Origin of the sequence: Salibacterium qingdaonense (assembly GCF_900114715.1) — a bacterium.
Taxonomy (GTDB): domain Bacteria; phylum Bacillota; class Bacilli; order Bacillales; family Marinococcaceae; genus Salibacterium; species Salibacterium qingdaonense.
In genome coordinates this window covers 182,937-195,435 of record NZ_FOTY01000003.1, presented here as the reverse complement: position 1 = coordinate 195,435, position 12,499 = coordinate 182,937, and the positions used below count along the sequence as shown (strand labels likewise).

Genomic DNA, 12,499 nt, shown 5'->3' with positions numbered 1-12,499 from the left:
GGCAGTTCCCGTATTTTTCGGGATACTGCCATTTTTATTATTCACCGTTTGTTCCGCTTTCCTCCTGCGTTTCTTCGGACTCAGGGGCCTGAGGATTTTCCTTCAGGTTAAAATAAGCGTCGAGTGCTCTTCTGCCGATGACTTTTGCGACATTTGAACTTTCATAGAGCCCAGGTACAACAACAGCCGCTGTCACTTCCGGATTATCATACGGAGCATAGGAAATGAAGGCCTGGTTAATACCATCGACCGAGTTACCCGTGCTCTGCTGCCGGATGGTAACTTCAGCGGTCCCGGTCTTGCCTGCTGCTGCATAATCCGCCCCGTTAAATTCCGAATGGGCGGAACCCCTGCTTTGACTGACAACGCCTCTCATGGCTTCTTGCACCCTGTCAATATAGCTGTTATTAATATCCAGCTTATTCATAATGTTGGGTTCAAATTGTTTTTTCACAGCGCCGAGTTCCTGTTTATCCGGGTTGGGCTGTCTGATTCCTTTCACAAGACGCGGCTGCATACGGTATCCGTCGTTTGCAATGGTGGATACGTACTGCCCGAGCTGCAGCGGTGTATACGTATCAAACTGGCCGAAACTTAAATACAGCAGTCTCCCCGGAGTGTTAGTCGGACCAGTAATCCCCGTCGATTCTGACGGTAAATCAATACCGGTTTCCGCTCCAAGTCCAAACTGGGAATAGTAATAGCGGAGCGTGGCATACGCCTGTTTGTAATTTGAGCTGCTCCAACTCTGACCGGTCCCGGGGCTGTATCCAGCCATATTCATCGCTACATAAGACATATAAATGTTGGAAGACTGGACGATGGCATCGTAATAATTAACCGGACCCATATTATAAACAGAGCTGATAGGTTCTGCTCCTGCAAGATCCAGCGGCCGATCGACAATCGTCGTCTGCGGCGTAACTGCACCGGTTTCAAGACCGGTCATAACCGTTGCCGGTTTCACCGTAGATCCCATTTCATAGGATTTTGAGGTGATACCTAATTGATCCTGATAGCCCGACGTCGTCAGAATTTCTCCCGTTTCCGGCTCCATCATCACAATGTACGCGTTGGGATTATTGATAAAGCCGGTGCTCATAGAATTCAGTTCTTCCTGTACAATGGTATTTACCTGCTGCTGCAGGGCCATATCGATGGAAAGAACCAGATCATTCCCACGACGTCCGTTCGAGGTATTTCCGTTCGTTACAGTGCCTTTCTTTCCACGCAGATCATTCTCATACTGCTGTTCCAGAAAGCTTGTTCCCACTTCGTCTGTACGCGCATATCCTTCAGCAAGGTACTGATCCAGCTGTTCTCTTGGGATAGAACCGATGTTGCCGAAATAATCAGGAAACGCATCATCATACAAATACTGACGCTGGGCATCGCGTAAAATATTGACTCCCGGAAGAGCATCAAGTCGTTCGCTGATTTGATGGGCCTCATTTCGGGAAAGATCTTTTTTGATACGATATGGTGTATCATAATAACCGCTGACCATCTGCCCCCAGATATACACTTTTTTCAGTTCGGAATTCAGAGACGACAATTGTTCTTCACTGATACGGCTCAACTGAAGGTTATATAGTGCATTCTCGTCTTCGTCCTCCTCAGCTTGCGCTTGTTCTTTTGCTGTTACTAAATTTTTGGCTTCTTCGGGATGCGTCGCTATCCAGTAATCCTGTTTTGTCCGTTTGTCAATTTTATCATTCAGCGTTTCGTTATCGTCTGTTTCAATGGAAATGAGATCAACGAGGGCATCTGCTATTTCAAGCCGTTCGTCCGTCGAGACCGACTGTTTATTCGTGTACGTGAGAGAAAGCGCCAATTCATTATCCACAACGATATTTCCGTTCCGGTCGTACATTAAACCGCGCGGAGCATCAATGCGGGCCTGCTGTTCTGCAGAAGACTCCTCCAGATTACTTTCAAATTGATCTCCCTGAACAATCTGAATATACCCCAGCCTGAAAATGAGCAGTGAAAATAGAAGAAACACCGCAAAAAATAACAGATTTAAGCGGAAAGGGACATGTCTGTTTCCTGATTTCGTTTTTCCCACCTGTATTCCTCTCCCTTTTCTTATGTAACCGTTCTGTACATTTCTCCATTTTAGCACACTTCGACGCGGGTAAAAAGAAGAGGAGAACTCACGTCACTGAGTCTCCTCCTCCATTTTCCGGCATGCCGCTATTCACTTTTTTCCTGTCAACAATAAAGGACGTATCAATATTTTTGATACACCACGCTGCCGCAAAGTGTCCGGCTCCTGTTATTATCATGAGAACCGGAATAATAATACGATCAGGAAGCAAAGCGGTCCCGACCAGGAACAAAATGATGGAAAAAGCCCGTCCGCTGTTAATAAACCACTCTTTTGTAACCAGATATTCTATGCGAAGTGCGCCGGCATCAGCAGCCTTTCCAAGCACATCATATGTGAGCGATACGTAGGGAACCAGCATCAACGGGTAAGCTGCCGAGATCACAATTCCATACGTTATCAACAACGGAAAAACAGGGTGAAACACAATGATAAACACAGAAGCAACGAGTAAACCCCCACCGATGAAAATAGCATGTTTCCGGAATACCGGCTTGAGAAACCTTCCCACCAGAAAGTAGCCAAGAAACGATACAGCCGATGTCACAAAACCGTACGTTCCCAGAGCAAGTTCGCTGTTGGTCGCTGTGTACACCCACAAAATAATGATGAACACGAAAATACCTTCCCGGCTCCCCTGCATAAAATGAGCGTACAGGATTTTTCTCCAGTCTTTATTTTTTCTTATTTCTCCAGCTGCCTTTTTAAAGTATACCGGACCTTTTGCATGCCTGTGTTTCATTTTCATGCTGAGCAGGACAGCCATCATAAACAGGAAGAAGGAGAGAAAAAATATCACCTGGTACCCTCGTGATTCAGGCAGCCAGGTAATGACAAAACCTGCGCTTAAAGGACCGATCATGCCGGCAAAAGATGTTAACAACCCGGAAAACCCATTGAAAAAATCTCTTGTCTCCGGTTCTGTTATTTCAAATGTGAGCACATTGTATCCAAGCCAGTAGAACCCAAATCCAATACCGAGAAGGGCTCCCAGAAAAAGAAGAAGGTCTTCAACGTTTTTTCCGGCCATCAGTACGGCAAGAAAAAAAGCCGTTAAAATGAATACACCGGCCCGCAGCGTGTAGATTCTGTCCGCTTTTTTTGCAATACAACCAGCCAGAAGAAAAGCCGGCGGCTGTAACAAGACAGAAGCCAGCTGATATAGTGCTATGTCACGGATTTCCCCGGACTGCTTCCATAAATAAATATTGACGAATGTATTGGACAGCGCAATGGATACAGCATATAATCCTCCAATAACAAGAAGCATCAATAAATTTTTGGTTACCGGAACATTTCCTAAAAATATTTTTGTAATCGAACGTAACATGTCCCCACCGCCCTTCTCTGTATTGTGCCGCGGGCGGCGGCAGGCTATTCAATAAAAAAGGCGGTGCAGCACGTCATATCAGTGTATTATGTAATGGGCTCTGCACAACGGAAGCTGCGAGCCTTTCGTTTTGAAGCAGCATTGAATAAATCCGACCTCCTGCAACCCTCTAAAACTGACCCAAGTTATGACAAAGTCAAAAAAAGGCTGCCCTTTGTTCAGGGCAGCCTTGTGGTTCACTTATTATTTAGCTTCTTTATAGCGTTTCGCTACTTCATCCCAGTTAACAAGGTTCCAGAACGCGTCTACATATTCCGGACGACGGTTCTGATACTTCAGGTAGTAGGCGTGCTCCCACACGTCGATGCCGAGAATTGGAGTCTTGCCTTCCATGATTGGTGAATCCTGGTTCAAGGTATTCTGCAATTCAAGTTCGCCATTATTCACAACGAGCCAGGCCCAGCCGGAACCAAAACGACCAAGTGCGGTGTTTTTGAATTCTTCCTGGAATGCTTCAAAGCTTCCCCACTTGTTCTTGATAGCGTCTGCAAGTTCTCCTTCCGGTTCACCGCCGCCGTTCGGGCTGAGGATCTGCCAGAATAGAGTATGGTTGGAATGACCACCGCCATTGTTTCTTACAGCGGTACGGATACTGTCAGGTAAAGCGTTCAAGTCACTGATCAGCTCATTAACATCCTTGTCTGCCAGGTCGTCATGACCTTCAAGTGCACCATTCAGCTTCGTCACATAAGTATTGTGGTGTTTCCCATGATGAATTTTCATTGTTTCTTCATCAATGTGAGGTTCAAGAGCGTCAAAAGCGTAAGGTAGTTCTGGTAGTTGATGGTTAGCCATAATGCAACTCCTCCTTCAAAAATTTATGTGTCTGCTGATTCCTGTTGTCACGCAGCCTTCATGCAAAGGCATTCAGACGTGCAACCGTGAATACCTGTCCGGCAAGTCTTACATTACCAAATTCATTTTGTCTTTTCAACAAAAACGAATGGTGCTCCTTTGAACACCATTCGTACTATACCACCTTGGCGGCAGTGATAAACATGTTTTTTTCAGTTTGTTTTAATATGGCGGAGGAAGAGGGATTCGAACCCTCGCGGGCCGTGAAGCCCCTAACGGTTTTCGAGACCGTCCCCTTCAGCCGTACTTGGGTATTCCTCCGTGTAAACAAAAATAGTCCGTTCCCTGACGGTAAAAGATGAAAGTGGTGGACCCTGTAGGACTCGAACCTACGACCAAACGGTTATGAGCCGTTTGCTCTAACCAACTGAGCTAAGGGTCCCGGAAGCCTGACATATTCATTATTGAATGGGGCGATTGATGGGAGTCGAACCCATGCATGCCGGAGCCACAATCCGGTGCGTTAACCACTTCGCCACAACCGCCATATGAAGCATGGAAATGCTTGACATGTGACTCAATAAAATTAAATTGGTAGCGGTGGAGGGAATCGAACCCCCGACCTCACGGGTATGAACCGTACGCTCTAGCCAGCTGAGCTACACCGCCTCATGGCTCCACAGGCAGGATTCGAACCTGCGACCGATCGGTTAACAGCCGATAGCTCTACCACTGAGCTACTGTGGAATATGTAATATCTCGTCCGCATTCTTCACAGCGACAGTAGTTATCATATCACGCTGAATTATCCGGGTCAAGATGATTTTTTATCCTTTTATATCAATACTTCCGGACGATTCTAATTCGAATCGTCCGGAAGTATTTTAACTTTAAACCCTTTTTTGTTCAGAACTTCTTTTCGCTTTATGATTCTTCCTGTTCTTCAAGGACAGCTTCCGCAATATTAACCGAATGATCTCCAATTCGTTCCAAGTTACTTAGAATATCGACGAAAACGATCCCTGCCGAGCCGGAGCACTTTCCTTCATTCAATCTGAGGATATGCTTTTTACGGAGTTTGCGTTCCAATTTGTCGATTTCTTCTTCCTGTTTCACGACTTCTTTAGCTTCTTCCACATCATCATTTTCAAGCGTTTTAATCGCATGCTGAAGCGTGTTAATTGTCAGGTTGAACATTTCATCCAGATCTTTATGCGCCTCGTCGGATAACGTCACTTTATTGGTGAGCTGATAATCCACCAATTCCACCATGTTCTCCATATGGTCACCAATGCGCTCAATATCGCGCACTGTGTCCATGAGAAGAGAATGCATTCTTGAGTTTTCATCGGAAAGTGAGCTCTCTGACACTAAAACAAGATAGTTCGTTATATTTTTGTCGAGATTATTGATGGCTTCTTCAAACTGTATAGTCAGCTCTGAATGGCGTTTGTGTGTCGTTTTCAGATACTGCAGAGATTCCGTCAGCCCTTTTTCGGCAAACTCAGCCATCCGCAGCGTTTCTGATTTTGCCTGTCCAAGTGCAATACCAGGTGAACGTTCAATAAAGCTCGTGTCCAGATGGCGGGCTTTGTATTCAATTTCTGTATCTTTTCCAGGAATAAGCTTCGTGACAAGAATGGCCAGCAGTCCGACAAACGGCAGCTGCAGCAGCGTGTTTGAAACATTGAATATGCCGTGGGCAAATGCTACTGTCATCCGCTCATTCAAGTTCAGCCACTCCTGTACGTTCTCCATAAACATTGTATAGGGCGCAAGCAGAATAAGTATGATGGTCGTTCCAATCAAGTTAAATATAACGTGTACAAAAGCTGCCCGTTTCGCTGCAACGGAAGCCCCGATAGCCGCAAATACCGCTGTAATCGTTGTACCGATATTATCACCGAAAAGAACGGGCATCACCGCATCAAGCATAATGGCGCCCTGTTGATACAGTTCCTGCAGCAGTCCGATGGAAGCCGAAGAACTCTGCACCGCTACAGTAAATGCAACACCGATAATGACACCAAGTATCGGATTGTTACTCATGCTTACCGTCAGATTCTGAAAAGACTCCAGTCCTTCAAGTGGAGCGACACCGTCCCCCATCAATTTCAGGCCGTAAAAGATACCGCCGAAACCAAATAGAATCTGTCCGATGTTATTAATTTTTTTGTTTTTCAGGAAAAATATCATGACAGTACCTGCAAACATAATGGGCAGTGCGTAGGCTTCAATATCAAGACCGATAATAAAAGCCGTCGCCGTTGTACCAATGTTGGCACCCATAATGACACCAATGGCTTGATGAAGAGTCATAAACCCTGCATTAACAAGACCAACTGTCAGCACCGTGGTACCGGAACTCGTTTGAATAAGTATGGTTACAATAATTCCTGCAAGTACACCCATCAGTGGATTGCTTGTAAACTTGTCCAGTATTTCCCTTAACCGGTCTCCGGCTGCTTTTTGAAGACCGTCCCCCATAAATTTAATACCGAACAAGAAGATTCCGAGACCGCCTAAAAACGAAAAAATGATCGTTTGAACATCAATTTCCAATCATTCTCATCCCTTCAGTTATATAAATTAATGATCCCCTTTTACTGACAAACCTTTTGCATTTTACTTTATTTTTTCGACAATGTCATTTAATTTTTGTAAAGATTTTATTAAGAATTGTAAAGAAAGTTATGTTATTAGTTTTTAGAATGTGCGGACTAAGATAAAATTAGACAAGTAGTAAAGAAAGGAGTACATAATGACGATCCTCCAAACATTTATAAAAAGTCTTTATTCTGCTGTTTATGTCGGCCGATTCCGTTTCAAGGGAATCGGTAAATCAATCGGTTACATTTTTTTTCTTATGATAGCAGCAAGTATACCGGCTGCCATCTCTCTTACTTTGTCCATAACAGGGGGAATTAATCAGCTGGAGTCAGCGCTTACTCATGATGACATGCCGGATTTCACCATCAGCGGCGGAGACATTCAGGCCGGTGATTCCTCTTTTGTTGACATAACGGATGAACGTAGCAGGCGTATCATATTTGACCCCGGCGGCACTCTCTCCCAAAGCGAAAGAACACATATAAAAGAACAGGATGAGGTTACTGCTTTTCTTGAAGATGAGTTTGTCCTGAATACCGGCATGGAACAGCGTTCTTTTGCTTATAGAATGGCGGAAGGATTCACGATTCCCAAAAAAGATATGACTTCATTGATTCAGGGAGCGGACGGGCTTCTCTTTCTTTTCATTCCGGTGACGATACTGTTAATGTATTTATTCAACACGGCATTGAAATTCATCGGCATCTGCTTTTTGTCAGTGTACGGGCTTATCATCCGCAAACGCTCCCCTGTGCCATTATCTTACCGTCAGATCTGGATCATCTGCGCCTACGCCGTGACAATGCCGACGATTCTGTTGACCCTGATCAACCTGTTCCCCGGCCGTCTTCCGGATTATCAACAGAATATTCTTTACTGGTTCATTGCCTTTGTATGGCTGGCTGTGGTTTACAGCAGACTACCCGTGCCTAAAAAAAAGAGACAGCAATGAGAAAACCTCTCATTCGCTGTCTCTTTCATATTCTTCCCGGCGGCGTACCAATATTTTGGTACCATCCACCTCCGCAACCGTGACCGCTTCATCTGCATCAAGCCATTGATCACCACTTGTTGCACTGTAATGCCTGCCTTCTACAATAATCGTTCCCGTCGGGCGGAACGGCGTTAACGTTTTAGCAGGCTTTCCTTCCAGCTCTCTGTAGGAATCGTTCATTGAATTGTATCCCTGTTCACTTCCCAGCTGATCTTTCAATGTGATTTTCGACCACAGATTACGGCTTGAGAACACTTTCAAAAACAATCCTGAAGAGAACAACCCGGCAATGTAACCAAACACGACCAAAATGCCATATGTTATAGACGGAGTCGGTACAGCAAGCCCGAGTCCCATGAGCAGAGCTCCGAACAGGGCAATAGTGCCGTCACTGATTACTTTTCCGTCCAGGATAATTAATGCTACACCGAGAAGGTAAAGGATGATAATCCACATGCTTCCCCCGCCGTCGATATGAAAGGTGAAAAATAAGCTCATAAATGCGACACCGAGGATGGCGAATAACCCTTTTGCTTTAACGAGCATCTCTCCCATCAAGAAAAGAGTTCCCAAAAAAACGACAAGAAACCCTATACTGGGAAACTGCATCCAATCCATATTCATCAGCTCCTTTTTTGAGCAAAAAGTCCAAACAGTGGAATCGATTGATGTCTATTATACGTTTGATCAGTTAAACCGTTTCAATTCCATTCTACCTTTTTCTGTCGTATTTTTCACTCATAAAGTAAAACTTCCGTATATAAAAAGAGTCTGGGCAAAAGTAAAATAGGTGGAGAACAACACGAATGGCTTGCGGCGTTGTGCAACAGCCGCATCGTAGTGGAGCCAGAATGCTTCGACTCCTGCTCCGGACAGCACAAGTCACGAGGACCCCGCAGGATGTGCGGTCAGGGCCGGCGTCCGCACGTGCGTTCCCCCGCTGCACGCAGCCTCGATCCGTTCATAATGACGTTTACCAGGGCACGAAACCCTCTAAAGTGCCTTATGAATTATTCATGACGACGTTTAAGGGGGTACCGAATACTATAAAGTGCCTCAGGCGATGTTCCTAACGACGTTTACGGAGGAATGGAACCCCCTAAAGTGCCTTAGAACCCATTCTCAACGAACGTCCGCCCCCCCAAAAATCTGAACGCAACAAACAAACGCCTGTATCTTTCTGCATCTGTACTGCCAGAGCTGGTCCCTTTTCCTCCGTTATACCGGCTGGCGTCGTGATCCCAACGCGGAGCACCTCAGGACCGCCGGGGTCCGTCGGCCTCAACAAGCAGCTGATCCGGGATACTGCGCCGCGAGCCGTGCCCGCAGCAAAGAAGACACGATAAGCGCCAACGAATCGATGCCGCCCCTTGTGCTCCGGAGTAAAAGCGAAGTATGTTGCACAGCGGTTGATCTCAGGAATGAAAAATGCCGAACGATTTTCAAAAAATCGTTCGGCATTTTTCGCTTCTTTTAAAGGTTTTGTCCCCAACTCTACGTTGGATATCAGGACGCGTTTTCTTCATTTCCTCCGAACCATCCGCTCAGCGAATCGATCAATTGGTTAATAAAGTCAAGAAAACTGGAGATGAAAGACTGCGTGTCTTCACGATTCAAAAATTCATCAAGATTGTTTCGGATATCCGATATCTGACTCTGAACCTGATCCCAGTCAATATTAAGATTCTGCATGCGCTCAAACAAAGAGACGAGACCGTTCATTTCTTCTTCTGTCAACGATACTCCCAAGTCATTTGCAACCTGTTCAATCAGATTGCGCAGATCTTCTTCGGTTTCAATATTTTGATTGCTGATTTCTTCTTTAATCCGTGTAATAAGCTCTGTAGCTTCTTCAGTTCCGATGCTTTCCCCAAGTTCCGAGGTTTTAACCATCTCTTCATTGGCCACCTGTTTCTGTTCTTCGGAAATATTTGTTCCGGTCTGCGTTTCATACGCTTTAATCAGCCCGGTTAATCCTGCGGTTCCGGATACAGCTGTCGGAGCTGTGACATATACCTCTGCATCTTCCACTCCCGCGGTGACAAGAGCATTCGCGTACATGCCCTCGCTCACTTTGGTTATATTATTCGTATCTACACTTATTCCTTCCCCTTCTGGTGCGATCGTTATTTTCGATGAAGAAAGGGCGTTGCTCCCGATTTCGTCCCCGAGATATTCTCCAAGATATTCGTATTCCTCTTCATTGGATACCGTAATGATTTCCGCACTGTCATCAACCTGCATTTCCTCCAGAAGCGAGTTTCGCTGCTGCTCGCTTAAATCTTCTCCGAGAGTAACGATAACATCCCCTTCGGCGGCTGAAACAGACATTGGTGTTACTGCCAGCATGAATGCTGCCAAAGCAGACATCATTCGTATGTTTACACTTTTCATATACCATTCTCCTTTTTTGTATAAATTTTTCCCTGTCGTTCTGAAAGAAGTTTTTTATGCATATCATTACACTACATCATTTTATCGTCCACCTGGAGGAGAATAACCATGAAAAAAACATTGTTCTTTATCCTTTTTATTTTACTCTCCGTTTCTGTTTATTATGATTTAACAGAAGGTACTTTGACAGGTTCCATGGAGGACAAGCCTTCACCTTCAGATAATATAGACGACGGACCTGCTGTAGAAGTTACAGTCGAATCCGGGCAGACCTTACTTTCCATTACTAAAAAACTGCACGATGGTGTACTTCCCGCTTCCGTCGAGATAATAACCCGTGATTTCAAACAGTTAAATGACGGCATTTCCCCGGATCGTATTCAGGTGAACAAGCCCTATCAATTCCCCCTTTACAGCCGCAGGCAGGAATTATCGTATTGAACCCCTTTGCTTGCCAAATCGTTCAGAACGCTGATAGAATAAATAATGATCCTGATTAAAATGAATGATGGAAGATCGTTATTGAACATGACATATACTTTAGGAAAAAGGGGCGAATGGATTCATGAGCCAAATCACCCATCGCACAGAAACAAGACAGGTCAAAGTCGGGAACCTTGTAATCGGGGGTAACGACCAAGTAGTAGTACAAAGCATGACAACAACAAAAACGGATGACGTTGAAGCAACTGTAAATGAAATTCACCGCCTCGAAGAAGCGGGATGCCAAATTGTCCGTGTCGCCTGCCCGGATATTCCAGCAGCAGAAGCTATACCGGAAATCAAAAGGCAGATTAACATCCCTCTCGTCGTGGACATTCACTTCGATTACCGCATGGCACTGATGGCAATTGAAGGTGGTGCCGACAAAATACGGATTAATCCGGGAAACATCGGAACCCGTGAAAAAGTCGAAGAAGTCGTCAAAGCAGCGAAAGCCAAACAGATACCGATCCGTATCGGAGTGAATGCAGGTTCCCTTGAACGCCATATCCTGGAAAAGTACGGATATCCGACAGCCGACGGCATGGTGGAAAGCGCCCTTCATCATATTAAAATCCTCGAAGAACTGGACTTTCATGACATTGTCGTTTCCATGAAGGCGTCTGATGTTCATTTGGCCATTGAAGCTTATGAAAAAGCAGCTCAGGCCTTTTCCTATCCGCTTCACCTCGGTATCACCGAGTCAGGCACGCAGTTTGCCGGTTCTGTTAAGAGTTCAGCCGGCCTTGGGGCCATTCTAAGCAAAGGTATAGGGAGTACGCTTCGTATTTCACTGAGTGCTGATCCTGTCGAAGAAGTAAAAGTAGGCCGGGAGCTTCTGAAAACATTCGGGCTGGCCTCAAACGCTGCAACACTGATTTCCTGCCCGACTTGCGGACGTATCGAAATTGACTTGATCAGTATCGCAAATGATGTAGAAGAATACATTTCCACCATTAAAGCGCCTGTGAAAGTTGCCGTACTGGGTTGTGCAGTAAATGGACCAGGAGAAGCACGGGAAGCCGATATTGGTATTGCCGGCGCTAAAGGAGAAGGTCTCCTGTTCCGTCACGGCGAAATTATCCGTAAGGTTCCTGAGGAAACCATGGTGGATGAATTGAAAAAAGAAGTCGATAAGATTGCTGAAGAGCATTATGCTGCTCAGGAAACACAAGTATAAAAAAGCATGCCGCACCACACAAAAAAGCTGTTCCGATGCACGCATCGGAACAGCTTTTTTGTGTTATAAGCACCAGAGGCACCTGTCGTTAAAACAATGGCGCGAACAATACCGTTACGGCAATAGAAAAAGCACCGAGTCCGGCAGCCCACCATCCTAAAGCTGCCGCCTCTCTTCTGACAGCAAAGATGCCTAATATAATTCCAGCTCCGCCGGTAAAAACCGGCAGGAAAAACAAAGAACAGATACTCAGGATAAGGGCCGTCACGCCCAGTCCCTTTCCAATCGAATTATCCGTGATATCAGCTTCCATCGTTTCGTACTGTTCCTGTTCCTCCCGTTCTGTACCACTCAGATTGGACCGGCTTCCAATACCCGGTGAAGCTACCTCAGAAGCTGTTTCCATTGTATAATCGTCCTCAGCGATTTCTACATCATCAGGACCTTTTTCTCTTTCCTGCGCTGCCATCGTCTGGGTGTCCTGCTGGTTCGGGCGACCTTCGTCCATGCTGCTGCCCCTCCCTGCTCTTCATAATCAGCTCT

At 45.5% G+C, this 12,499-nt stretch carries 10 protein-coding genes and 5 tRNA genes; 3 read left to right on the top strand and 12 right to left on the bottom strand.

Features of this window, described 5'->3' with window-relative positions; all coding sequences use genetic code 11:
• Window positions 1-37: 37 nt before the first annotated feature.
• The 9 genes from BM058_RS04285 to BM058_RS04245 form a co-directional block, all read right to left on the bottom strand.
• Window positions 38-2,068 (bottom strand): peptidoglycan D,D-transpeptidase FtsI family protein, encoded by a 2,031-nt coding sequence (locus tag BM058_RS04285; protein ID WP_090925776.1) that lies wholly within the window; start codon window positions 2,066-2,068, stop codon window positions 38-40.
• 88 nt (window positions 2,069-2,156) lie between these two features.
• Window positions 2,157-3,440 (bottom strand): MFS transporter, encoded by a 1,284-nt coding sequence (locus BM058_RS04280; protein ID WP_090925775.1) that lies wholly within the window; start codon window positions 3,438-3,440, stop codon window positions 2,157-2,159.
• Between the two features lie 243 nt (window positions 3,441-3,683).
• Complete coding sequence (locus tag BM058_RS04275; RefSeq protein WP_090925774.1) at window positions 3,684-4,295, bottom strand: superoxide dismutase; 612 nt, start codon at window positions 4,293-4,295, stop codon at window positions 3,684-3,686.
• Between the two features lie 228 nt (window positions 4,296-4,523).
• A tRNA-Ser gene (locus BM058_RS04270) sits at window positions 4,524-4,616 on the bottom strand.
• A gap of 44 nt (window positions 4,617-4,660) precedes the next feature.
• Window positions 4,661-4,737 (bottom strand) — tRNA-Ile (locus BM058_RS04265).
• 27 nt (window positions 4,738-4,764) lie between these two features.
• Window positions 4,765-4,840 (bottom strand) — tRNA-His (locus BM058_RS04260).
• A 47-nt stretch (window positions 4,841-4,887) separates the two neighbouring features.
• A tRNA-Met gene (locus tag BM058_RS04255) sits at window positions 4,888-4,964 on the bottom strand.
• A 3-nt stretch (window positions 4,965-4,967) separates the two neighbouring features.
• A tRNA-Asn gene (locus tag BM058_RS04250) sits at window positions 4,968-5,042 on the bottom strand.
• 177 nt (window positions 5,043-5,219) lie between these two features.
• Complete coding sequence (locus BM058_RS04245; RefSeq protein ID WP_090925773.1) at window positions 5,220-6,857, bottom strand: Na/Pi cotransporter family protein; 1,638 nt, start codon at window positions 6,855-6,857, stop codon at window positions 5,220-5,222.
• 199 nt (window positions 6,858-7,056) lie between these two features.
• Between BM058_RS04245 and BM058_RS04240 the strand changes: the two genes are divergently transcribed.
• Window positions 7,057-7,857, top strand: a complete 801-nt coding sequence (locus BM058_RS04240) for a DUF1189 domain-containing protein (protein WP_090925772.1) — start codon at window positions 7,057-7,059, stop codon at window positions 7,855-7,857.
• A gap of 9 nt (window positions 7,858-7,866) precedes the next feature.
• On the opposite strand, the gene BM058_RS04235 is transcribed toward BM058_RS04240, so the two are convergent.
• On the bottom strand, window positions 7,867-8,517 hold the full coding sequence (locus BM058_RS04235) for an NfeD family protein (protein WP_090925771.1): 651 nt from the start codon (window positions 8,515-8,517) through the stop codon (window positions 7,867-7,869).
• Window positions 8,518-9,405: 888 nt separating this feature from the next.
• Window positions 9,406-10,293: a DUF1002 domain-containing protein gene (locus BM058_RS04225; protein ID WP_090925769.1), complete on the bottom strand. Its 888-nt coding sequence runs from the start codon at window positions 10,291-10,293 to the stop codon at window positions 9,406-9,408.
• Window positions 10,294-10,401: 108 nt separating this feature from the next.
• Here BM058_RS04225 and BM058_RS04220 point away from each other — a divergent pair, with 108 nt between their 5' ends.
• Together BM058_RS04220 and ispG are read left to right on the top strand one after the other, a co-directional pair.
• Complete coding sequence (locus tag BM058_RS04220; RefSeq protein ID WP_090925768.1) at window positions 10,402-10,734, top strand: hypothetical protein; 333 nt, start codon at window positions 10,402-10,404, stop codon at window positions 10,732-10,734.
• 124 nt (window positions 10,735-10,858) lie between these two features.
• Window positions 10,859-11,956 carry a flavodoxin-dependent (E)-4-hydroxy-3-methylbut-2-enyl-diphosphate synthase gene (gene ispG / locus BM058_RS04215; RefSeq protein ID WP_090925767.1) on the top strand — a complete coding sequence of 366 codons (1,098 nt, stop codon included), beginning with the start codon at window positions 10,859-10,861 and terminating at the stop codon, window positions 11,954-11,956.
• An 88-nt stretch (window positions 11,957-12,044) separates the two neighbouring features.
• Here the strand turns inward: ispG and BM058_RS04210 are convergent, their stop codons facing one another.
• The gene (locus BM058_RS04210) at window positions 12,045-12,464 is read right to left on the bottom strand and encodes a DUF4190 domain-containing protein (protein WP_090925766.1); all 420 of its coding nucleotides are present in this window, start codon (window positions 12,462-12,464) and stop codon (window positions 12,045-12,047) included.
• Between the last annotated feature and the right edge of the window lie 35 nt (window positions 12,465-12,499).

What these genes read in the sequence shown, in the direction of transcription:
- BM058_RS04275 (WP_090925774.1), bottom strand. Translation starts at nt 4,295, where the DNA reads ATGGCTAACCATCAACTACCAGAACTACCTTACGCTTTTGACGCTCTT.
- BM058_RS04235 (WP_090925771.1), bottom strand. Translation starts at nt 8,517, where the DNA reads ATGGATTGGATGCAGTTTCCCAGTATAGGGTTTCTTGTCGTTTTTTTG.
- BM058_RS04240 (WP_090925772.1), top strand. Translation starts at nt 7,057, where the DNA reads ATGACGATCCTCCAAACATTTATAAAAAGTCTTTATTCTGCTGTTTAT.
- BM058_RS04225 (WP_090925769.1), bottom strand. Translation starts at nt 10,293, where the DNA reads ATGAAAAGTGTAAACATACGAATGATGTCTGCTTTGGCAGCATTCATG.
- BM058_RS04210 (WP_090925766.1), bottom strand. Translation starts at nt 12,464, where the DNA reads ATGGACGAAGGTCGCCCGAACCAGCAGGACACCCAGACGATGGCAGCG.
- ispG (WP_090925767.1), top strand. Translation starts at nt 10,859, where the DNA reads ATGAGCCAAATCACCCATCGCACAGAAACAAGACAGGTCAAAGTCGGG.
- BM058_RS04220 (WP_090925768.1), top strand. Translation starts at nt 10,402, where the DNA reads ATGAAAAAAACATTGTTCTTTATCCTTTTTATTTTACTCTCCGTTTCT.
- BM058_RS04280 (WP_090925775.1), bottom strand. Translation starts at nt 3,440, where the DNA reads ATGTTACGTTCGATTACAAAAATATTTTTAGGAAATGTTCCGGTAACC.